This is a genomic window from Mycobacterium hippophais, from assembly GCF_027529605.1.
Classification (GTDB): Bacteria; Actinomycetota; Actinomycetes; order Mycobacteriales; family Mycobacteriaceae; genus Mycobacterium; species Mycobacterium arseniciresistens.
The window spans coordinates 454,436-475,978 of sequence record NZ_JAPZPY010000002.1 but is presented as its reverse complement, the minus strand read 5'-3'; the positions used below and the strand labels follow the sequence as shown (position 1 = coordinate 475,978).

At 67.1% G+C, this 21,543-nt stretch carries 23 protein-coding genes; 16 read left to right on the top strand and 7 right to left on the bottom strand.

The window, feature by feature from the left end:
• Positions 1-18 precede the first annotated feature (18 nt).
• Genes O6P37_RS07880 through O6P37_RS07870 form a run of 3 tightly spaced genes read right to left on the bottom strand, consistent with a single transcriptional unit; the run spans position 19 to position 3,767 of the window.
• Positions 19-1,731, bottom strand: a complete 1,713-nt coding sequence (locus O6P37_RS07880) for a nitric oxide reductase activation protein NorD (protein ID WP_269893664.1) — start codon at positions 1,729-1,731, stop codon at positions 19-21.
• 53 nt (positions 1,732-1,784) lie between these two features.
• Positions 1,785-2,603, bottom strand: coding sequence for a CbbQ/NirQ/NorQ/GpvN family protein (locus O6P37_RS07875; protein ID WP_269893521.1), 819 nt, complete (start codon positions 2,601-2,603; stop codon positions 1,785-1,787).
• Positions 2,604-3,767, bottom strand: a complete 1,164-nt coding sequence (locus O6P37_RS07870; protein WP_269893520.1) for a spirocyclase AveC family protein — start codon at positions 3,765-3,767, stop codon at positions 2,604-2,606. It abuts the gene before it with no gap.
• 134 nt (positions 3,768-3,901) lie between these two features.
• On the opposite strand from O6P37_RS07870, the gene O6P37_RS07865 reads away from it, so the two are divergent.
• Positions 3,902-4,504, top strand: a complete 603-nt coding sequence (locus O6P37_RS07865; RefSeq protein ID WP_269893519.1) for a TetR/AcrR family transcriptional regulator — start codon at positions 3,902-3,904, stop codon at positions 4,502-4,504.
• Between the two features lie 4 nt (positions 4,505-4,508).
• Here O6P37_RS07865 and O6P37_RS07860 read toward each other — a convergent pair whose 3' ends face one another.
• Complete coding sequence (locus tag O6P37_RS07860) at positions 4,509-5,675, bottom strand: spirocyclase AveC family protein (protein ID WP_269893518.1); 1,167 nt, start codon at positions 5,673-5,675, stop codon at positions 4,509-4,511.
• 104 nt (positions 5,676-5,779) lie between these two features.
• On the opposite strand from O6P37_RS07860, the gene O6P37_RS07855 reads away from it, so the two are divergent.
• Entirely contained in the window at positions 5,780-6,382 is a 603-nt protein-coding gene (locus tag O6P37_RS07855; protein ID WP_264015575.1) for a TetR/AcrR family transcriptional regulator, read from the top strand.
• 12 nt (positions 6,383-6,394) lie between these two features.
• On the opposite strand, the gene O6P37_RS07850 is transcribed toward O6P37_RS07855, so the two are convergent.
• A complete protein-coding gene (locus tag O6P37_RS07850) occupies positions 6,395-7,312 on the bottom strand; it encodes a LysR family transcriptional regulator (protein ID WP_269893517.1) in 918 nt (305 codons plus the stop codon).
• A 138-nt stretch (positions 7,313-7,450) separates the two neighbouring features.
• On the opposite strand from O6P37_RS07850, the gene O6P37_RS07845 reads away from it, so the two are divergent.
• The 4 genes from O6P37_RS07845 to O6P37_RS07830 are packed head-to-tail and all read left to right on the top strand — an operon-like array spanning position 7,451 to position 10,780.
• Positions 7,451-8,737: an aromatic ring-hydroxylating oxygenase subunit alpha gene (locus tag O6P37_RS07845; RefSeq protein ID WP_269893516.1), complete on the top strand. Its 1,287-nt coding sequence runs from the start codon at positions 7,451-7,453 to the stop codon at positions 8,735-8,737.
• Between the two features lie 26 nt (positions 8,738-8,763).
• Positions 8,764-9,087, top strand: coding sequence for a hypothetical protein (locus O6P37_RS07840; protein WP_269893663.1), 324 nt, complete (start codon positions 8,764-8,766; stop codon positions 9,085-9,087).
• Positions 9,088-9,092: 5 nt separating this feature from the next.
• Positions 9,093-9,923 carry a TauD/TfdA dioxygenase family protein gene (locus O6P37_RS07835; RefSeq protein ID WP_269893515.1) on the top strand — a complete coding sequence of 277 codons (831 nt, stop codon included), beginning with the start codon at positions 9,093-9,095 and terminating at the stop codon, positions 9,921-9,923.
• On the top strand, positions 9,920-10,780 hold the full coding sequence (locus tag O6P37_RS07830; protein ID WP_269893514.1) for a TIGR03619 family F420-dependent LLM class oxidoreductase: 861 nt from the start codon (positions 9,920-9,922) through the stop codon (positions 10,778-10,780). The genes O6P37_RS07835 and O6P37_RS07830 overlap by 4 nt, the downstream gene beginning before the upstream one ends.
• 9 nt (positions 10,781-10,789) lie before the next feature.
• Here O6P37_RS07830 and O6P37_RS07825 read toward each other — a convergent pair whose 3' ends face one another.
• Both O6P37_RS07825 and O6P37_RS07820 read right to left on the bottom strand, forming a co-directional pair.
• On the bottom strand, positions 10,790-11,569 hold the full coding sequence (locus tag O6P37_RS07825) for an emopamil-binding protein (RefSeq protein ID WP_269893513.1): 780 nt from the start codon (positions 11,567-11,569) through the stop codon (positions 10,790-10,792).
• A gap of 1 nt (position 11,570) precedes the next feature.
• Positions 11,571-13,028: an aldehyde dehydrogenase gene (locus O6P37_RS07820; protein WP_269893512.1), complete on the bottom strand. Its 1,458-nt coding sequence runs from the start codon at positions 13,026-13,028 to the stop codon at positions 11,571-11,573.
• A gap of 191 nt (positions 13,029-13,219) precedes the next feature.
• Here O6P37_RS07820 and O6P37_RS07815 point away from each other — a divergent pair, with 191 nt between their 5' ends.
• The 10 genes from O6P37_RS07815 to O6P37_RS07770 all read left to right on the top strand — a co-directional run bounded on the left by O6P37_RS07815 (position 13,220) and on the right by O6P37_RS07770 (position 21,537).
• Entirely contained in the window at positions 13,220-14,485 is a 1,266-nt protein-coding gene (locus O6P37_RS07815; protein WP_269893511.1) for an aromatic ring-hydroxylating oxygenase subunit alpha, read from the top strand.
• 23 nt (positions 14,486-14,508) lie between these two features.
• A complete protein-coding gene (locus O6P37_RS07810; protein ID WP_269893662.1) occupies positions 14,509-14,838 on the top strand; it encodes a hypothetical protein in 330 nt (109 codons plus the stop codon).
• Positions 14,835-16,115: a metal-dependent hydrolase family protein gene (locus O6P37_RS07805; RefSeq protein WP_269893510.1), complete on the top strand. Its 1,281-nt coding sequence runs from the start codon at positions 14,835-14,837 to the stop codon at positions 16,113-16,115. The genes O6P37_RS07810 and O6P37_RS07805 overlap by 4 nt, the downstream gene beginning before the upstream one ends.
• A gap of 36 nt (positions 16,116-16,151) precedes the next feature.
• The gene (locus O6P37_RS07800; protein WP_269893509.1) at positions 16,152-16,604 is read left to right on the top strand and encodes a MarR family winged helix-turn-helix transcriptional regulator; all 453 of its coding nucleotides are present in this window, start codon (positions 16,152-16,154) and stop codon (positions 16,602-16,604) included.
• Positions 16,605-16,660: 56 nt separating this feature from the next.
• Positions 16,661-17,695, top strand: a complete 1,035-nt coding sequence (locus O6P37_RS07795) for a ferredoxin--NADP reductase (RefSeq protein WP_269893508.1) — start codon at positions 16,661-16,663, stop codon at positions 17,693-17,695.
• 14 nt (positions 17,696-17,709) lie between these two features.
• Positions 17,710-18,453, top strand: a complete 744-nt coding sequence (locus tag O6P37_RS07790) for an SDR family NAD(P)-dependent oxidoreductase (protein ID WP_269893507.1) — start codon at positions 17,710-17,712, stop codon at positions 18,451-18,453.
• Between the two features lie 63 nt (positions 18,454-18,516).
• Complete coding sequence (locus tag O6P37_RS07785) at positions 18,517-19,776, top strand: aromatic ring-hydroxylating oxygenase subunit alpha (RefSeq protein WP_269893506.1); 1,260 nt, start codon at positions 18,517-18,519, stop codon at positions 19,774-19,776.
• A gap of 2 nt (positions 19,777-19,778) precedes the next feature.
• Entirely contained in the window at positions 19,779-20,114 is a 336-nt protein-coding gene (locus O6P37_RS07780) for a hypothetical protein (protein ID WP_269893505.1), read from the top strand.
• Between the two features lie 14 nt (positions 20,115-20,128).
• Positions 20,129-20,974: a TauD/TfdA dioxygenase family protein gene (locus O6P37_RS07775; RefSeq protein WP_269893504.1), complete on the top strand. Its 846-nt coding sequence runs from the start codon at positions 20,129-20,131 to the stop codon at positions 20,972-20,974.
• On the top strand, positions 20,971-21,537 hold the full coding sequence (locus O6P37_RS07770) for a carboxymuconolactone decarboxylase family protein (protein WP_269893503.1): 567 nt from the start codon (positions 20,971-20,973) through the stop codon (positions 21,535-21,537). Before O6P37_RS07775 ends, O6P37_RS07770 begins: the two co-directional genes overlap by 4 nt.
• Positions 21,538-21,543 lie beyond the last annotated feature (6 nt).

The window sequence follows — 21,543 nt, the reverse complement described above, 5'->3', positions numbered from 1 at the left end:
CCGGCAGGCCGCCGGCTCTCACACCCTCGCAGGTTTCGGCGCCGCGAGCTCTGCGAGTGCGGACATGAACAGCTCGTCCATCTGCGGGCTGAGTTCGGCCAGGACCGGCGCGCTGGCGTAGCTGGCCGAGCCGAAGACACGCTCGAGCACATCGGTGCCCGTGGATGCCCCGATGGAAAGGCACAGGCAGGCAACGCCTTCGGTGCGCAGCTCCTCGAGGGCCTTGCTCGCGTCGGCTTCCGCGTAACGACCTTCGTATCCGTCGTCGTAGGGGAAGCCGTCCGAGAGGACCAGCAGCAGCCGGTTCGGCGTGCCCGCCTCGTTCTTCAGCACCTCTCCCGCGCCGCGGATCCCGGCGCCGAGGCGGGTGTAGCTCGCCGGCTCGAGCTGGTTGAGCCGGGCCCGTCCAACCGCGCCGAAATTCTGGTCGAACGTCTTGATGGCCGGCAGGTGCACGGCGTGGCGGCCCTGGGAGCGGAACGCGTAGACGGCGACACGGTCACCGAGTTCCTCGAGTGTCACGGCCAGCGTGGCGGCCGCCCGCCGCTGGTGGTCGTGCACGGCGAGGCCGTCCGAATCGGCGTCGACGGCGGACCCCGAGGCGTCGATCAGGATGAGCACACCGAGATTGCGGGCGAGTTTGCGGCGCTCCAGATAGACGTGTTCGGCTCCGGAGAAGCCCGACTGCAGGTCGACGAACAGGTCGATGAGCGCCTCGATGTCGAGGTCGTCACCGTCGGCGCGGCCGCGCAGGACCTTCGGTCCGAGCCCGACGCGGGCCAGGCGGCGCCGCAGCACGTCGTCGTGCGCGACACCGGCATCGGAGACGTCGGCGGTGACGGTCAGTGGGAAGTCGATCACCCGGCACCAGTCGGGCTTGTACCGGTCGTTGAAGACGTCCCACTCCGGATACAGGGCGCCGCCGACGCCCACCGCTGCACCGGGTTTGCCGTCGTCGGTGAACTGGATCCGGGTGGGCAGGGGACGGGCGTTCGCCCCGATCTCCTGCACCCGACGGGTGGAGCGGACCGTCATCTCCGCGCCCGCGGCGCCCTCTCCGGGGGAGCGTGATCCGCCGAACATCTTGCGCATGTAGTCCGACATGGACTGGTTGTTGAAGATCGGGCTCTCGAAGAGCTTGAGGATCTTGCTGTCCCCGGCCTTCCCGCCGTCCTCGTCCTCGTCTTCGTCGCCCTCTTCGGATTCGGGCATGTCGATGGGATCGAACTTCAACTCGAGGTCTTTGTTGGTGGCCTGGCCACCGGGTCCGGCGGGCGCCGCGAGCAGCCGGGAGGGCTTGACGGCGCCGAACCACTCCGGTGGATCGGCGACCTTCGCCCGGCTCCTGGCCACCTCGAGTGACTCGTCGGCGCTCGCCGTGGCGGCGTGTGCGTCCGGGAGCAGCGCGGCATCGAGGGAAATCTGGCGGGCGAGGTCGGCGAGGACGCGTCGACCTTCGAGAGCCAGATACCGGCGTGCCAACGTCGCGCGTGCCCGCAATCCCTTCACCAACCGCGGATCGAGGCTGCCCGCGCCGAGAAGCGCCGCCTGCACCAGCATTTCCCGGCGCTGCTCCTCGACCGATCCACCGGCCGAGACGAAGATGAACCGGCCGTCGGTGTGTGCGGGCTGGCCGGCGGGAGCCTCGATGACGTCGACGGACCTGCCGGCGATGTAGGTGGCGAGGAACCGGAACCGGTCCGGGTTCTCCGGCGCCGGCGCCGGGGGCACCTCCTGCCCGTGGTGCAGGGAGATGACCGAAAAACCCGCGGCGGCAGCGTCGGTCACGTCTGTGGCAGGACCGTGTTGACGAGTTCGTCGAGCGCGCGGATGACGTCGTGGTCATCGGAGAGCACCTGGACGACGGCGGCGTGGACGGCGCTGCGCAGGCTCAGACCTTCGGCCGCGAGGCCGCCGGCGAGGATCAACATGCGAGTCGAGGACACCTCTCGCAACGGTGAGCCGTCGAGGTTCCGGATGGCGTACGCGAGTTTCACCAGAGCACGTGCAGTCTCGATGTCGATGCCGGCCTCGTAGGCCACCACCTCGGTCTCCACGTCGGCGGCCGGGTAGCCCAGCTCGATGGCGATGAAGCGCTGACGGGTGGACTCCTTGAGGTTCTTCAGCACGCTCTGGTAGCCGGGGTTGTAGGAGATCACCAGCTGGAAGCCGGGCGCCGCCTGCAATGTGGTGCCGAGGCGGTCGACGGGCAGCTCCCGGCGGTGGTCGGCGAGCGGGTGGATGACCACAGTGGTGTCCTGGCGGGCCTCGACCACCTCATCGAGGTAGAAGATGGCGCCCTCGCGCACCGCCCGGGTCAACGGTCCGTCCACCCAGACCGTCTCGCCTCCCTTAAGCAGGAACCGGCCCACGAGGTCCGCCGACGTCATGTCCTCGTGGCCGGCGACGGTGATCAGATCCCGGCCCAGCTGGTGGGCCATCGCCTCGACGAATCGCGTCTTCCCGCAACCGGTCGGGCCTTTCAGCAGCACCGGCAGCCCCCGGCGGGCGGCCGCGCGGAAGACCTCCACCTCGTCGCCGACCGCACGGTAGAACGGTGCGTCCGGCACGGGTGTGACCACCGCGGATGTACTGTTGCGCATCTATTCTCCTCGCTCGAGCGGTACGTTCACGGGAAGCTTGACGCCGTCGGGGAGGACGAGCTCACCGTCGTGGTTGATGTAGCCCGAATTCGTCAGGGGCATCGGTAGCGCGGGGTCGGGACACGGCCGGTCGGTGTCCTCACCGCAGATCCCCATCAGGAAGTACGAGCGCTTCAAGATGTCATCCGGCCACGGGTCCTGGTGCATGGCGAAGAACTGCGCCGGGATGTTGTAGAACACGAAGAAGAAGGTGCTGCACGCGGCGAAGATCGCCAGGAAACGGGTGAGCTGCTGCTTGACCATGCCGCCGCGGACCTGGTCGAGTCCCCGCTCGACGAAGGTCCGGCCGCGGTCGTCGGTGAAGTAACGCATGCAGCACAGGCCCGCCTGAACGCCGCCCCACATGAGTCCTTCGTAGAGCGGCCACTGGTAATAGGTGCCGGCGTTGACCGACAGCGCTTGGATCGCGCCCGGGTAGGTGAACAGACCCATCGGCATGAGGAACAGGCCCTCGATGACGAAGTCGAAGAAGAAGGTCCAGGCGATCACCACGCCGATCAACCCGAAGGTGTTGATGTTGGGAAAACGCTTCTTGGCCAGGCGCATCACCGCGCAGCCCAGCATCGTGCACAGCAGGACGAAGAAGTAGCCCGGGGCGTTCATCAGGACGGGTTCGGCCATCATGGCGCCCGGTTCGCCGTAGGACACCCACCCTGGAATGTCCTGGACCCATGAGCCCATGTTCCACATCCAGGTGTTGTACGTGCTCCACGTGCTGAAGTAGTTCAGCAGCGGATCCTGGAACCACAGCAGGCCGCAGGAGGCAAAGAGCATGCCGTCGAGGGTGATTCGCCGCTCCCGGCGCCACGGCCGGATCAGGAACCACCAGATGGCGACCGGCAGGCCGACCACGATGACGGCGGTCCACGTGAAGAGGATCGCCTTCATGAACGTCGGCGGATCGGTCGGGCCTGCGGGAACCCGCTCGAAATTGGGCCCGCTGATCCAGCGGATCCACACGTACAGCTGGAAGGCGAGGATCACACCGCCGACGGCGGCCCACACCCGCACCGGCGTGATCTTCTTCTGCGGCTGCGCACCGAGCGCCGCGTCGCTGAGCGATTCGGTGAGAACGGGTTTCCGCTTGCTGGACAGATCGCTCACGACACCGTCACCTCCGCACTTGTCGATCCCATGGACCTCACAGCTCCCTCCCGAAGTGGCCGATGCGTCGAAAATATACCAGCCAGTATCTAGATGACCAAGGGTTCGAAAAGAATCTGTGGCAAAATTGGCGCATGGTCGAGCCGATGACGCGCGAGCGACGCCTCGAGCGCACGCGCTCACTGCTGCTGGATGCCGCGGAGCAGGTGTTCGCCGAACGCGGTTTCATCCCTGCGACTCTCGATGACATCGCCAAGGCGGCCGGCTACTCGAAGGGCGCGATCTACAAATACTTCGCCACCAAGGAAGAACTGTTCCTGGCTGCGAGCGACCGGTATTGGCGCCGGTACTTCGACAAGTTCGCCGAGGTGATGTCGTCCTCGGACCACATCGGGGCACGCGAACTCGAAGACATCGGTGAGCGATGGCGTCAGCTCAGCCGTGACCGTGGCGCCGAGCACGCGGCACTGGGCCTCGAGTTCAACCTCTACCTGCTGCGCAACCCCGAGGCGCGGGAACGTGTGTCGGCCAAGAGGGCCGAGGTCGTCGACCATCTCGCCGGCTACATCGTGGAGGGTGTCGAGAAGCTCGGTGCGACCCTGTTGATTCCGGCGGCCACCTTCGCCCACATCATCATCGCCACGACCGACGCCGTCGAGTTGGGCAGCCACCTCGACGGCGTCGATCTCTACCAGCCGATCGTCGAAATGTACGTGTCGGCAGTCAAGATGCCCTGACGGGTCACCTGCCCGATTGGATGGGAACGACGGGTGGCACCTCGACCCCCTCGGGGAGTACCAGCCGTCCGTCATGGTTGATGTAGCCGGAGTACTTGGTGGGCACCGGCAGATCAGGATTCGGGCACGGTCGATCGGTTCCCTCGCCGCAGATGCCGGGGTTGAAGTACGAGCGCTTCTGCACGTCCTCCGGCCACGGGTCGCCGTGCATGCCCAGCCAGGTCGCCGGGACGTTGTAGAAGAGGAAGAAGCACGCGCTGACACCGCCGAAGATCGCCAGGAAGCGAACGAACTGTTGCTTGACGGCTCCGCCGCGGATGCTGTCCAAGCCGCGTTCCACCAACGTGCGTCCCCGGTCGTCGGTGAAGAAGCGCAGGCAGCACAGCGCCGCCTGGACGCCGCCCCACATCAAGCCCTCGTAGATCGGCCACTGGTAGTACGTACCGGCGTTGAACGACAGGGACTGGATGGCGCCGGGGTAGGAATAGAAGCCGATCGGCAGCATGACCAAGGCCTCCATGACGAAGTCGAAGACGAAGGCGATCGCATAGGTGACCAGCACCAGCCGCAGATTGCTGATCTCCGGCCAACGGTTCTTGATCCTGCGCATGAGCCAACACCCGACGATGGTGATCAGCAACACGCCGTACATGTAGCCGGGGATGTTGGTCAGCAGCGGTTCGGGCACGGTGTGGCCCGGTTCCTCGTGCGCCACCCAGCCCGGAATGTGCGGGGCCCAGGATCCCCGGTTCCACAGCCAGGCGTTGTACGTGCACCAGGTGCTGTAGTAGTTGAGCATCGGATCCTGGAACATCATCAGGCCCATCGACACCAACAGCATGCCGTCGAGCGTGACCCGCCTCTCCCGCACCCAGGGCCGGATGAGGAAGAACCAGAGCGCGGCCGGCAGGCCGATCCACAGCGCGACGGCGTTGACGATCAGCGGGATCTGCATGTACATCGGCGGCTCGCTCGGACCTCCGGCCACCGGCGAGAAGAAGGGTCCGCTGACCCATCGGACGAACACATAGATCGTGTACGCCAGGAACAGGGTGCCTACCGTCGCCCAGATCTTGATGGCGTTCGACGAGCGCGGAGTCTCCGTTCCTGAGCCGAGGGCGCCGCTCAACGATTGAGTGACAACGGATTTCCTGTTCGACGAATCGCTCACGAGCGCCTCCTGAAACGTGCGTCCGATGCGCACACGCCCGGAAATATACCAACTGGTATCTGATTGTCCAATGGGTTTCTCAGATCCTGTGGCAGAATTCGACCATGGTGGAGCGGTGGACGCGCGAGAGACGCCTCGAGCACACGCGTTCCCTGCTGCTCGACGCGGCCGAAGACGTCTTCGCCGAAAAAGGTTTCACCCCTGCGACTCTCGATGACATCGCGCACGCGGCCGGCTACACCAAGGGTGCGATCTACAAGCACTTCGCCACCAAGGAGGACCTGTTCCTGGCGGTCAGCGACCGGTACTGGCGTCGCTACTTCGACAACTTCGCCGAGGTGATGTCGACCGCCGGACAGATCGGCGAGCGCGAACTCGACGAGATCGCGCGGCGGTGGCGCCAGCTCAGTCTCGACCGCGGCGCCGAACACGCCGCGCTCGGACACGAGTTCACGCTCTATCTGACGCGCAACCCGGAAGCGCGGGACCGGGTCGCGGAGAAGCGGTCAGAGGTCGTCGAGGCGCTCGCGAGGTTCATCGTCGAGGGCATCGACCGGCTCGGTGGCACGCTGCTCATCTCGCCGTCGACCTTCGCACAGGTGCTCGTCGCGACCAGCGACTCGGTGGTGCTGGGGAGTCAACTCGACGACGTCGACCTCTACCGACCGATCGTGGAGATGTACATGTCGGCGATCAAGCTGCCCTGACGACCTGCCCCGTCAGGCGCGGGCGGTGTTCTCGACGATGATCTCGCGAGCCGTGTCGTAGAAGGCGCTGATCAATGTCGAGAACGACAGCTCGAAGGGATAGATCATGTGCACGGCCAGCGGGTCGGGCCGCCACTCGGGCAGGATGGGCACTATGGTGCCCTCGCGCAGTTCGGTGGTGCAGATGATTTGGGTGGGCATGGCGCCGACGCCGAGTCCCTCCAGGATGTACTGCTTGCACACCTGGAAGTTGTTGGCCCGCGCCCGCACCTGCGGGGCCACCTCGCACCGCATGTCGTCCCTGCTGATCGTCAGCTTGCGCGAGCCGCAGAATCCGAAGTCGATGAACGGCAGGCCGTCCAGGTGCGCCGGCATGGTGAGCGGTGCGGCCAGTTGCGCGACGAAGCGCGCCGAGGCGCAGAGGAACAGGTCGAGGTCGAACACCTTCCGGGCGATCAACGTCGAATCCTGAAGAGGCCCGGTGCCGAACACGACGTCGAACCCGTCCTTGACGGGGTCGACCATGTTGTCCACGAGCCGGATGTCCAGCCGGGTGTGCGGGTACCGCCGCAGGAACGTGGCGCCGACGCGGGAGGCGTAATCGATGCCGACGAACACCGGAATGGCGACCCGCAGCTCGCCCTGCGGCTCGTGCCTGCTGCCCTCGACCAGTGCGCGGACACCGTTGGCCTCGGTCAGGATGCTGACCGCATGACCGTAGATCTGTTCACCGAGATCGGTGACGGTGAGCTGATGCGTGTTCTTGCGCAACAGCTTGATCCCGAGATCGGCCTCCAGCTTCGCCAGCTTGCGGCTCACCGTGGACTTCGGCATGCCCAGCAATGTCGCGGCTTTCGACAGACTGCGGGCCTCCACCACTTTCCCGAACACCAGCAGCGCGCCGAGGTCGAAGGACAGGTGCTGTTCCATCCGGGCTCCTGACGGCGGAGTGTCGTCCCAAATATGCAACAGCATGTTGCGGTTTCGCACCTGTTTCGCCGATATGCCCGGCGGTAGCTTCGGCACATCGTCGCCCGCCCGGCGACGCGTTCAGTGCAGGAGGACCACGTGAGCTCCGAAGCCCTGGTGAGCAAACCCGAGAGCGGTCACTGGACGGACGCGTACCCCGGCCTCGGCCGCGGCCCGGTGTCCCTCGAGGACTGCGTGTCCGAGGAGTTCTACGAGCGCGAACGCGAACACGTCTTCAGGAAGACCTGGCTGTACATGGGGCGCGTCGAGCAGGTGCCGCGCTCGGGCTGCTACTTCACGCGCGAACTCACCTTCCTCAACACCTCGATCATCGTCGTGCGAGGCAAGGACGGCGTGATCCGCGCCATGCACAACATCTGCCCGCACCGCGGCAACAAGATGCTGTGGGAGGACGACCCGTTCCAGGAGGTGAGCGGACGGGCGCCGCTGCTGTACTGCCGTTTTCACGGCTGGCGCTACCACCTCGACGGGTCGTTGCACTCGGCCACCCGCCAAGACCTGCTGCTGGACTTCGACGCCGACAGCTGCCGCGTGCCGGCCATCCAGTGCGAGGTGTGGGAGGGCTTCGTCTTCGTCAACCTCGACCCGCACAACACCGAGCCGCTTCGCTCGTTCCTCGGCGAGCTCGCGCACGGGATCGAGGGGTACCCGTTCGAAGGGCCGCACCAGGTCTACCGGTTCAAGGCCGAACTGCAGTGCAACTGGAAGATATTCGTCGACGGCTTCGCCGAGAGCTACCACGGCCCGTACCTGCACGCCTCGTCCTTCGGCAGCGTCACCGCAGAAGCCAGGGAAGCGCTCAACAAGCCGAATCCGTTCACCGACGCCCTGGCCTACCGCCTGGCCGATCCGCACCGGATGTATTCGTTCTCCGGGGAGCCCTCCCGGCGGACGCCGTACTCGAAGCCGATCGAATGTGTGATGGAGGCCAGCGCGGCAGGCCCCTGGACCAAGCGCGCCGAGCGCGGACCCCTGCCGCCCGGGATGAACCCGACGCGTTCGGAGAAATACGGTTTCGACTCGTTCCAGTTCTTCCCGAACTTCGTGCTGATCTTCGGGGCATCCGGCTTCACCGTGCACACCCACTGGCCGACCGGGCCGCACTCGCACATCTTCGAGACCGAGATGTACTACCAGCCACCGAGAACGCACAAGGAGCGGCTGGGTCAGGAACTCACGGTGACCTACCTCAACGACATCATCCTGGAGGATGCCAGCCCGTCGGAAGGCCTGCAGGCCATGCTGAACAGCGGCGCGCTGACGCACTTCACCATGAACGACGAGGAGATCCTGCTGCGACACCTGCACAAGATGGTCGGCGACTACGTCGAGGCGGGCGAGAGCGCGAAGGGGACGAGCCGGTGAGCACGGGCACGACGAATGCGCGCCCGGTGACCACCGCACTGCCCGAGGGGTTCTCCCACCTCGAGCACCTGGTTGCGGACTGGGCCATCGAGGACGGCCACGCGCGTTACGTCAAGCGCGTGAACACCTCGATGGACGAGATACGGGCCTTCTACGAGCAGGTGTTCCCGGTCGCCGAGGATGCGGTGGCCTACGTCGACAAATTCGACTACTCCGAGCCGCTGCCGGACGACGTCGCGAATCTGCGGAACCTGCTGTACTCGTTGATCACCGTCTCCCTTGCGGTCGAGCTGTGGAATCAGCCGCGGGTGAAGCACTCGGCCACCACGATCCTGACGAGGTCGAGTTGAGTGACATGAGCACCGCCGCCGACCAGTTGCAGATCCGCCACCTCACCCCGCGGATCGGCAGTGAGATCACCACCGACGTCGAGACATTGCTCAGCGGGCGGGTGGCAGCGCAGATCCGCGCGACGCTCGAGCAGCGCGGAGTGGTCTTCTTCCGGGGCCTGCAGATCACCGACGAGCAGCAGGTGGCCATCGCCAGGACGCTCGGGACCGTGGTGGCAGGAGAGGGTCAGGACGGGATCTACAAGATCTCGCTGGACGACACGGTGAATCAGCGCGCGAAGTACCTGAAGGGCTCCTTGTTCTGGCACTTCGACGGCTCGCTGCAGCCGTACCCGAACCTGGCGACGCTGCTGCGCGGCGTGACGCTCTCGGACACCGGCGGACAGACCGAGTTCTGCAACACCTACGCCGCCTACGACGACCTGCCGCAGCCGGACAAGGACCGGATCGCCGGCCTGCGGGTGGTGCACAGCGCGGAACGGTCGCAGTACTACGTGACACCCGAGATGAGCTACGACGAGATCGCCTTCTGGCAGAAGTCCGCGACCAAGGAATGTCCCATCGTGTGGACACACCGGTCCGGACGCAGGTCGCTGCTGTTGGGTGCCACGGCCGATTACGTCCAAGGCATGCCGGTGGAGCAGAGCCGCGCACTGCTTGCCCGGCTTCGTGATTGGGCGACGCAGCCGCAGTACGTCTACCGGCACGAGTGGCGGGTGGGGGACCTGCTGATCTGGGACAACACCGGCACCATGCACCGGGCGCTGCCGTACGCCGCCGACAGTGGCCGGCTCATGCACCGCACGATCCTGGCGGGGGAGGAGCCGCTGCGGTGAAACTCGGCATCGCCACGCCGGTGGTCACCAACGTCGCCGGCGCACCGCTGGGGTGGGAGAGGGATGCCGGGATCGAGGCGATCTGCCGTGTCGCCGAGGCCGCGGACCGGCTGGGCTACCACCACATGACGTGCAGCGAGCACATCGGACTTCCCGCCGCCGAGACCGGTCGCCGCGGCGCCCGCTACTGGGATCCGCTCGCCACGTTCGGTTACGCGGCGGCCCGGACGCATCAAATCCGGTTCGCCACCATGACCCTTGTACTGGGTTACCACCACCCGCTGGCCGTCGTGAAGCGTTACGGCACACTGGATCACGTCAGCGGCGGGAGGTTGATCCTCGGTGTGGGCGTGGGCTCGCTGCGCGAGGAGTTCGATCTGCTCGGCGCGCCGTTCGACGACCGCGGTGCCCGTGCCGACGATGCCCTGCGGGCGTTGCGGGCGGCGCTGCCGAGTAAGGAACCGGCCTATGACGGTGAGTTCTATTCATTCGGTGGGCTGACCGTCGATCCCTGCGCGCTTCAGCCGCACGTGCCGATCTGGGTGGGCGGCCGCACCAGGCGCTCTCTGCGGCGGGCGGTCACCCTCGCCGACGGGTGGTGTCCCTACTACGTCTCCGCCGTCCGGGCTGCCGAGTGGCTGGGAGGCGTCGAGTTGCCGCCCGACTTCGAAGTGGTGATGCCGGCCGAACGTGCACTCGACCCGGTGGGCGACCCGGAGGCGACGCGGCAGGCGCTGCGTGATCTGGCCGGCTGCGGTACGACGACCCTCTCCCCGCGCTTCGTCCACCGCTCACTCGAGCACTACCTCGAGCAGCTCCATGCACTCACCGAACTGAACGGCGGCGAAACGGCCTGAGCCGCAGGCTCAGCCGGCGCGGGTCCGGGCGCCGGCCCGGCGCGTCAGGTAGTCGATCTGCAGGTGGATCGAATAGAGCACCAGCGGAGGAAGCACGATGAACGGCACGTTCTCGGCGATGAACTTGAACCAGAGGCCGTACGCGCCCTGACCGATGTTCTCGAAGCCGGCTCCCACCTCCGCCAGGAAGTACACGGCGGTGCTGCTCATCAGGATCGCGCACCCCACGAAGGCGAACCACAGGCAGCGGATCCGCGCTTCGTCGGACAGGGTGGTCCGGACGAGCCGGGTCCACATCACGAACACCATGGTGCCGGTGAGCACCCCGACCACCTCGAGGGCGAAGATCCACGTGTTGCCGCTGACATACCTGGTGTCGGCCAGCGCGTACTGCCACCACAACCACTTCCACCCCGGGTCGTCGGTGGGCGTCCAGAGGCCGAGCGGATGGCCGATGAGGAACATCAGCTCGTATCCGATCTGGCTGCACGCGGTGTAGGGCAGGTAGAACAGCGTCAGTTCGGCCGCCTTGTCGAGCCGGGTCCGCCGTTCACCCGGTGCATCCCACAGCAGGACGAAGGGCAGCAGGATCACCGGGATGCCGAACAGCAGGTTGGCGATGACGTCCACCGCGAAACTCGGCGGGATGAGCCCGACGCCGACGCCGATCGTCATCCCGACGAACATCACCGTGGTGAAGATCGCTGTGGCCGAATATATCCGGAGCCGGTGCGGCGCCCATGGCTTGGCGAAATTCGTTTCGTGGCCGGTGATCGCGTCGGTGGACAACTCAGGCTCCCTTGCTCGCCGCTGCCACGGCGATGGATTTGGTGTCGGTGTAGCCGTCGATGCCCTCGCGGCCGAGTTCTCGGCCGTAGCCGCTGGCCTTCACGCCGCCGAACGGGGCGAACGGGTCCATCGGATATCCCTGATTGACGCCGAAGGTGCCGGTACGGATACGCGTGGCGACGTCGAGACCGGCATCGGTGTCATCGGTCCACACCGACCCGGCCAGGCCGTAGTCGGAGTCGTTGGCGATCGCGACTGCCTCGTCGACGCCGGAGTAGGGCACGACGGTCAGCACCGGACCGAAGATCTCCTCACGGGCGATACCCATGGAGTTGTCGGCGTCGGCGAACAGCGTCGGCCGCACGAACCAGCCGCGGTCCAGGCCGTCGGGCATCGCGGCGCCGCCGACGACGAGGCGGGCGCCGTCGCGCTGGCCGGCCTCGATGTAACCGCGCACCCGCTCCTGCTGACGTTGCGCCACAAGCGGCCCGACCTGCGTTGCACTGTCGGTGGGATCGCCGACCACCATTGCGCTCATCTCGGCCGCCAGGGCGTCGGTGTACTCGCTCGCGCGCGCCGCGGGCACCAGGATGCGGGTGAGCGCGTTGCAGATCTGTCCACTGTTGGACAGGCTCGCCGAGCGCACGCCCGCCGCGACCGCGCCGGGGTCGGCGTCGTCGAGCACGATCGCCGCGGACTTGCCGCCCAGTTCGAGGCTGACCCGCCGCAGGTCCCCGGCGCACGCGGCGGCGACGGCCCGGCCCGCGGGCGTCGACCCGGTGAACGACACCTTGTCCACCCCGCGATGGCGCACCAGGTGCTCACCCACGGTCCCGTCGCCGGGCAGGACGCCGACCACACCGGGCGGCAGGTCGGACTCGGCGATGATCTCGGCGAGCAGCAGCGCGTTGAGCGGCGACTCCGGCGCGGGTTTGACCACCACGGTGCACCCGGCGAGCAGTGCCGGGATCAGCTTGGTGACGATGAGGAATTGGGGCATGTTCCACGGCACGATCGCGGCCACGACGCCCACCGGCTCACGCCGGATGTGGATGTCCGAGCCGTAGCGGCCCGGCCTGTCCTCCCGCCACGGGTACGTCTCGGCGAGATCGGCGAACGCGTCGATCATCGACCATGGCAGCGCGACCTGCGCCCGCTGGGAGAAGCTGATCGGCGCGCCGATCTCGGTGGTGATGAGCTCGGCCATCTCGGTGCGGCGCTGCTCGTAGATCTTGGCGAGGCGGCGCACCGCCTCGATGCGCTCGGCGGGTTCGGTGCCGGGCCACGGGCCGCTGTCGAACGCCTCGCGCGCCGCGCTGACCGCCAGGTCCACGTCGGCCGGCGCCGCGGCCGCCACACTCGCGACGACCTGCTCGGTGTGCGGTGAGACGACCTCGATCCGCCCGTCGGTGCTGGGCGTGCGCCAGGTACCGCCGATGAACAGTTCGTCGTACCGCACGCCTCGTGCTCCATTCCGTGATCGGGAATATCAACTACTTGCGATTGCCCGGCTGAGCATATACCGTCGGCACTGTCGGTTCCCAGAAATCGCCCAAAAAGCCGCTGTGCGTGGCGGATTGCCTACACAATCAAGTCGGCGCCTCGAATGCGGGCGGCCTGGGGCGGATCGACAACCGAGGAGGAGACGATATGGCCCGGTTTCCGAAGCCGCCGGAAGGCAGCTGGACAGAGCACTACCCGCAACTGGGCACCGGGCCGGTGTCCTACGAGGATTCGATCGATCCGCAGTTCTACGAGATCGAGCGCAAGGCGGTGTTCAAGCGCGCCTGGCTCAACGTCGGCCGGGTGGAGCAGGTGCCGCGCAAAGGCAGCTACTTCACCAAGGAACTCAAGGTCGTCAACACGTCGATCATCGTCGTGCGGACCGGCAAGGGCGAGGTGAAGGCGTACCACAACATCTGCCGACACCGGGGCAACAAGCTGGTGTGGAACGACATGCCGCTCGAGGAGACCAGCGGGGTCTGCCGCCAGTTCACCTGCAAGTACCACGCCTGGCGCTACGACCTAGAGGGGAACCTGACCTTCGTCCAGCAGGAGGGCGAGTTCTTCGACCTGGACAAGAGTCGCTACGGGCTGGTGCCGGTGCACTGCGACGTCTGGGAAGGCTTCATCTTCGTCAACTTCGCGAAGGAGCCGGAGCAGCCGCTGCGGGACTTCCTCGGGCCGATGATCACCAATCTCGGGGGCTATCCGTTCGACAAGATGACCTCCCGCTTCCAGTACCGCTCAGAGGTCAAGGCGAACTGGAAGCTCTACATGGACGCGTTCCAGGAGTTCTATCACGCACCCGTACTGCATGCGAACCAGTCGCCCACCGCCTACTCGAAGGCGGCCGCGGAAGCCGGATTCGAGGCGCCGCACTACCGCATCGAAGGTCCGCACCGCCTCGTGAGCACGTCCGGAGTCCGGGCGTGGGAGATGGCCGACGAGATGCGCAAGCCGATCGAGGACATCTGCCAGAGTGGACTCTTCGGCCCATGGGACAGCCCCGATCTCGGCGAGATGCCGGTGGGTCTCAATCCCGCGAAATGCAATCCGTGGGGCCTGGATTCATTCCAGCTGTTCCCGAACTTCGTCATCCTGTTCTGGGGGCAGGGCTGGTACCTGACCTACCACTACTGGCCGACGTCGCACAACACCCACATCTTCGAGGGCACGGTGTACTTCCCGCAGCCGCGCACACCGCGCGAGCGCATCGCCCAGGAGCTGGCCGCCGTGTCGTTCAAGGAGTACGGCCTGCAGGACGCCAACACCCTGGAGGCCACCCAGACCATGGTCGAGTCCCGCGTCCTCGACGACTTCTTGCTCTGTGACCAGGAGGTGCTGATCCGCCACCTGCACACCGAGACGGCCGCCTGGGTCGAGGACTACCAGCGCAAGACCGCGGAGGTGTGACCGTGACGACCACAGAGACGACCGTGACGAGCAAGCTGCCGCCCGAATTCGCGGACCTGGAGCCGTTTGCCGACTGGTGCCTCGGCACCGAGGCGGAGCGCTACACCAAGCGGTTGAGCAGTTCGATGCGTGACATGCAGGCCTTCTACGACGCGGTCACCGCGCGTGCGGAGGAGGCGATCGCCTACTGCGACAAGTTCAGCCTCGACGACCTGCCCGAGGACGTGCTCAACCTGATGCACCTGCTGTACTCGATGATCCAGGTGTCGTTCCCGGTCGAGTGCTGGAAGCAGCCCAAGGTGCCCGACACGGGGGCCACCAGCCTGGACTGCGTCTCCGAACCGGTGCCGTGACCGACGGGCCATCCGGCGCAGGCCCGATCGTCCTGAGGGCGGCGCGCTGGGCCGACGTCGCGGCCGGCGAGGTGCGCTCACCGGCCGTCGTCGTCATCGACGGGAACCGTATCCAGGCCGTGAATCCCGAGCGGGTTCCCCAGGACGCGGCCGAGGACATCGACCTCGGGGACGTCACGCTGCTCCCCGGTCTGATGGACATGGAGCTCAACCTGCTGATCGGCGGTCCCGGCGGCCCCGAAGGCCTGCCCAGCCCGATGCACGGGGTGCAGGACGACCCCGCCTACCGGACGCTGCGCGGCGCGGTGAACGCCCGGACCACGCTGGACGCCGGCTTCACCACGGTCCGCAATCTCGGCCTGATGGTCAAGACCGGCGGCTACCTGCTCGACGTGGCACTGCAGCGCGCGATCGAGCAGGGCTGGCACGCCGGCCCCCGCATCTATCCCGCCGGGCATGCCGTGACGCCCTACGGCGGGCACCTCGACCCGACCGTGTTCCAGCGCCTCGCGCCCGGGATCATGCCGCTCTCGGTGGCCGAGGGCATCGCCAACGGGGTCGACGAGGTGCGCGCGTGTGTGCGGTACCAGATCCGGCACGGCGCCAAGCTGATCAAGGTGTCGGCGTCCGGTGGCGTGATGTCGCACAGCACCGCTCCGGGGGCGCAACAGTACTCCGACGACGAGTTCGCCGCGATCGCCGACGAGGCGCATCGCGCGGGGGTACGCGTGGCGGCGCATGCGGTGGGGGACAGTGCCGTCCGCGCGTGCATCCGAGCGGGTATCGACTGCATCGAACACGGCTTCCTGGCCTCCGACGAGACCATCCAGATGATGGTCGACCACGGCACCTTCCTGGTGTCGACGACCTACCTGACCGAGGCGATGGCCATCGACCGCATCGCCCCGGAGCTGCGCCGCAAGGCCGAGGAGGTGTTCCCGCGCGCACAGGCGATGCTCCCGAAGGCGATCGCGGCAGGGGTGCGCATCGCCTGCGGCACCGACGCGCCGGCCGTGCCGCACGGCCAGAACGCCAAGGAACTGCGCGCTCTGGTGGCGCGCGGGATGACACCCATGCAGGCCCTGCGAGCGGCGACGATCACCAGCGCCGAGCTCATCGACGCCGACGACGAACTCGGCCGCATCGCCCCGGGCTACCTCGCCGATCTCATCGCCGTGCCCGGTGACCCGTCCACGGACATCTCCACCACGCTCGACGTGCGCTTCGTGATGAAGGACGGCCGGGTCCACAAGCGCGGCGCTGGTTCGCAGAGCTAACGTCGATCGCACCGCACAGCGATCGGAGAGGCCGGTATGGAGCAGACCGACAACATCCTGTGGCTGCTCAAGCAGGCCTGGTACTTCTCGCTGACGTCGGTGAACGACGCGGTGAGCGAGCACGGGGTGAGCACCGCCCAGATCGGCGTGCTGCGCCAGCTGTCCGACGAACCCGGCCTGTCCGGCGCCGAGCTGGCCCGGCGGCTGCTCATCAGCCCCCAGGGCGTGCAGCTGGCGCTGACCGCGCTCGAGAAGCGGGGGCTGGTGCAACGCAAACAGGATCCGCAGCACGGCCGGATCCTGCAGGCATTCCTCACCGACCAGGGCCGCAAGGTCGCCGCGGCCGTCGTGAACGACGCCATCGCCGCGCACGACCGGGTGTTCGGCGTGCTCACCAAGGCCGAGCAGGACACGTTGCGCCAGCTGCTCAGCCGTGTCGTCGAACAGGGGACGGGCCACGAGATGCGCATCGATCACGTGGACGAGTAGCGGCGATGTATCAGGTACTTGAGATTAATGACAAGTACTTGATATCATTGGCCACGATGAGCGAGCACACCGATTCGGACGGCTTTGCCGCACTTCGCATCAAGCGGATCGTGCGCGAGACCTCCGACGCCGTGTCACTTGTGCTGGACGTGCCGGAGCACTGCACCTCGCGCTTCCGGTACCAGGCCGGTCAGTTCCTCACGCTGCGGGTCACCGTCGACGGCCGCGAACTGCGCCGCTGCTACTCGATGTCATCCGCACCGGTCGAGGACGATCTGCAAATCACCGTCAAGCGCGACCCCGGCGGGCTGGTGTCCAACTGGCTCAACGACACCGCGGCCGAGGGCGCCGAGATCCACGCCGCGCCGCCCGAGGGCCGGTTCCTGTTGCGCGAGAACGGCGATGCGATCGTCGCCTTCGCGGGCGGCAGCGGGATCACCCCGATCATGTCGCTGATCCGCACGGCCCTGGCGACGACGTCGCGTCCGGTCCGGCTGTTCTACGCCAACCGCAGCCGCGACGGCGTCATCTTCGCCGACGCGCTGACCCGTCTGGCCGAGGGCCACCCCGGCCGGTTGTCGGTGACGCACCATTTCGACGACGACCGCGGCGTCGTCACGAAATCCGCGATCGAGGCCTTCCTCGACGGCCTCGCCGACGGCGCCGACCACTACATCTGCGGGCCGGGGCCTTTCATGGACACCGTGGAGGCCACGGTGCTCACCGCCGGTGCGCCGCGCGACCGGGTGCACCTCGAGCGCTTCACGGTGGCGGTGGACGAGGCCGAGGCGGCCGGGGCGGCGGAATCCTCCCAGGGCACCGAACAGATCGTCATCGAACTGGACCGGCAGACCACCACGGCGGAGTACCGGGCGGGCAACACCCTGCTGCAGACGGCGCGGACGGCGGGACTGCGCGCGCCGGCGTCCTGCGAGACGGGCTCGTGCGGAACCTGTATGGCGCGAATCGTCGACGGGAGCGCGCGGATGCTCAACAACGACGCGCTCGACGACGACGAGGTGGCCGAGGGCTGGGTGCTGACCTGCCAGTCGCTGCCCACCAGCCGCACAGTCCACGTGGTCTACGAGTAGGAACGAGGTAACACATGGCACGGGTGGCGGTAGTGACCGGCGGTGCGTCGGGCATGGGGGAGTCGACGTGTCACGAACTCGGAAGGCGCGGCCACCGGGTCGCGGTGCTCGACCTCGACGGCGATGCGGCGCAACGGGTCGCCGAAGAACTACGCGCCGAGGGGGTTACCGCGCTCGGCGTGGCCGCGGACGTCTCGGACCGAGCCGCGGTCGAGGAGGCGTTCGCCAAGGTCCGCACCGAGCTGGGGCCGGTGCACATCCTGGTCACCAGCGCGGGCCTGGTGGACTGGGCGCCGTTCGTCGAGATGACCGTCGAAGCGTGGCAGCGGCTCATCGACGTCAACCTCACCGGTACGTTCCACTGCTGTCAGGTGGCCATACCGGACATGCTCGAGGCGGGGTGGGGCCGCATCGTGATGATCTCCTCGTCGAGTGCGCAGCGCGGATCGCCAGGGATGGCGCACTACGCCTCGTCCAAGGGCGCCCTGCTTTCCCTGACCCGGTCGCTGGCACGCGAATTCGGCGCGCTGGGCATCACCGTCAACAACGTCCCGCCGTCCGGCATCGAGACACCGATGCAGCACAAGTCCCAGGCCGCCGGCCTCTTGCCGCCCAACGAGCAGATGGCCGCGAGCATCCCGGTCGGTCATCTCGGCACCGGCGATGACATCGCCGCCGCGGTCGGCTTCCTGTGCTCGGAGGAGGCCGGCTTCATCACCGGCCAGACCCTGGGTGTCAACGGCGGATCGGTGATGTGATGGACCGGGCGACCGGCGACCGGGCGGTAGAAACGGAAACGCAACCACGACAGGGAGGTTCGCATGGCGAAGTGGCCTAAGCCGGCGGAGGGCAGCTGGACCGAGCACTATCCGGAACTCGGCACCGGGCCGGTGTCGTTCCGCGATTCCACCTCGCCGGAGTTCTACGAACTCGAGCGCGAGGCGATCTTCAAGCGCGCGTGGCTCAACGTCGCGCGCGTCGAGGAACTGCCGCGTGTCGGCAGCTACCTCACCAAGGAGATCCACGCGGCGAACACGTCGGTGATCGTGGTCAAGGGCCGCGACGAGCAGATCCGGGCCTTCTACAACATCTGCCGCCATCGCGGGAACAAGTTGGTGTGGAACGACTTCCCGAACGAGGAGGTCAAAGGCGCCTGCCGGCAGTTCACCTGCAAGTACCACGGCTGGCGCTACGGGCTCGACGGAGAGCTGAAGTTCGTGCAGCAGCCCGGCGAGTTCTTCGACCTCGACACCACCAAGTACGGTCTGGCGCCGGTGCACTGCGATGTGTGGAACGGCTTCGTGTTCATCAACCTCGACCCCGAACCGCGCCAGAGCCTGCGCGAGTTCCTCGGGCCGATGATCACCGCCCTGGACGACTACCCGTTCGAATTGATGACCGAGCGTTACGATTTCGTCGCCCACAACAACAGCAACTGGAAGATCTTCGCCGACGCGTTCCAGGAGTACTACCACGTGCCGTCGCTGCATTCGCAGCAGGTGCCCACGGAGGTGCGGCAACCCAACCAGACCTTCGAATGCGGGCACTTCCAGATCGACGGCCCGCACCGGCTGGTGTCCACGGCGGGCACCCGTCGCTGGCTGCTCGCCCCCGAATACATGTATCCGGTGGAGCGGGCCACCCGCAGCGGACTGGTGGGCCCGTGGCGCACCCCGGAGACGCACTTCTCGGCGGGCCTCAACCCCGGCGGCATCGAACCGTGGGGCATCACCAACTTCCAGATCTTCCCCAACCTGGAGATCCTGATCTATCACGGCTGGTATCTGCTGTACCGCTACTGGCCGACGTCGCACAACACGCACAAGTTCGAGGCCTACAACGCCTTTCACCCGGCGCGCACCGTACGCGAGCGCATCGAGCACGAGGTCGCCTCGGTGGTGCTGAAGGAGTTCGCGCTGCAGGACGCCGGCATGCTCGGCGGTACGCAGGCGGCGCTGGAGTACGACGTGGTAGACGACTACCCGCTCAACGACCAGGAGATCCTCGTCCGCCACCTGCACAAGGTCGCCGTGGACTGGGTCGAGGACTACAAGAGCGAGCGCTCACCGGTGGGGGTGTGAGCATGGCCGGATCGCGACTGCCCAGTGCGTTCGCCGAATTCGAATTGTTCGCCGAGAAGTGGTGCCTGGCAACCGAACCCGAGCGCTGGGAGACACGGCTGAACACCCCGATGCCGGAGATCCGCAGGTTCTACGACGCGTTCTCCCCGCGGTTCGAGGAGGCGATCGACTTCTGCGACAAGTTCCCGCTCGACGACGTCCCCGACGACGTGCTGAACCTGCTCCACCTCATCTACTCGATGGTCATGGTCTCCATGGCCGTCGAGGTCTTCGGTACCCAGAAACCCGCCGACTCCGCCGACGCCGTGATCGACCGCGTCAGCGCGCCGGTGCCCTGACAGACAGGACACGCATGACCCTTCTGACGATCAACAAGCTGACCGATTCGGTCGGCGCCGAGGTGACCGGCGTCGACCCGGACCGGCTGGCCGGTGACGACTCGCTGGGCGAGGCGGTGCTCGACGCGCTGGAGGACAACGGCGTGCTGGTGTTCCCCGGTCTCGGGCTGCAGCCCGAGGTGCAGGTCGAGTTCTGCCGTCGGCTCGGCGAGATCGACCACTCCTCGGACGGGCACCACCCGGTGCCCGGCATCTACCCGGTGACGCTGGACAAGTCGAAGAACTCGTCGGCCGCCTACCTTCGCGCCACGTTCGACTGGCACATCGACGGCTGCACGCCGCTGAACGACGAATGCCCGCAGAAGGCGACCGTGCTGTCGGCTAAACAGGTGGCTTCCCGCGGCGGCGAGACGGAGTTCGCGAATTCCTACGCCGCCTACGAGGCGTTCACCGACGAGGAGAAGGACCGCTTCGGTGCGCTGCGGGTGGTGCACTCGCTGGAGGCCTCGCAGCGCCGGATCACGCCCGATCCCTCACCGGAGCAGCTGGCGAAGTGGCGGAGCCGTCCCACCCACGAGCACCCCCTGGTGTGGACGCACCGCAGCGGCCGGCGGTCGCTGGTGCTCGGCGCCTCGGCGGACCACGTCGTCGGCATGGACCTCGACGAGGGCCGGGCCCTGCTCGCCGAGCTGCTCGACCGGGCCACGCAGCCCGCCCTGGTGTACAGCCACCGCTGGTCGGTCGGCGACACCGTCATCTGGGACAACAACGGTGTCCTGCACCGGGCGGCGCCGTACGACCCCGATTCGCCGCGGGAGATGCTGCGCACCACGGTGCTCGGCGACGAACCGATCCAGTGACCCGCCTGGCGCCGCTGCCCGACGGCGAATGGACCGATGACAGCCGTGAAGCGCTGCGGTCGCTGTTGCCCGCCGAGCGTCGCAATCCCCGCGACGCGGGCAACGTGCTGTCGACGCTGCTGCATCACCCCGGCCTCACCCACGCCTACCTCACGTTCAACGCCCACGTGCTACGCGACTCCACGCTGCCGGACCGGGTGCGCGAGATCGCGGTGCTTCGTGCGGCGCAGCGCCGTGGGTGCGACTACCTGTGGCACCACCACGTCCCGATCGCCCACCGCGCCGGCCTGACCGACGCCGAGATCGACGGCGTGCACGCCGGCGCGCCCGCGGACGAGACCGACCGGTTGGTGGTCAACGCGGTCGACGAACTACATGACCGCGATGCCGTCACCGATGCCACGTGGCATGCGCTGGGACGGGTGTTCGACGACCGTCAGCGGATGGACCTCGTTTTCACCGTCGGCTGCTACGACCTGCTGGCGACGGCGGTCAACACCTTCGAGATCCAGGACGAGGACGAGCCGGGGGACCGGGACGGGGCCGAGCACTCCACTCGTTGACGGCGC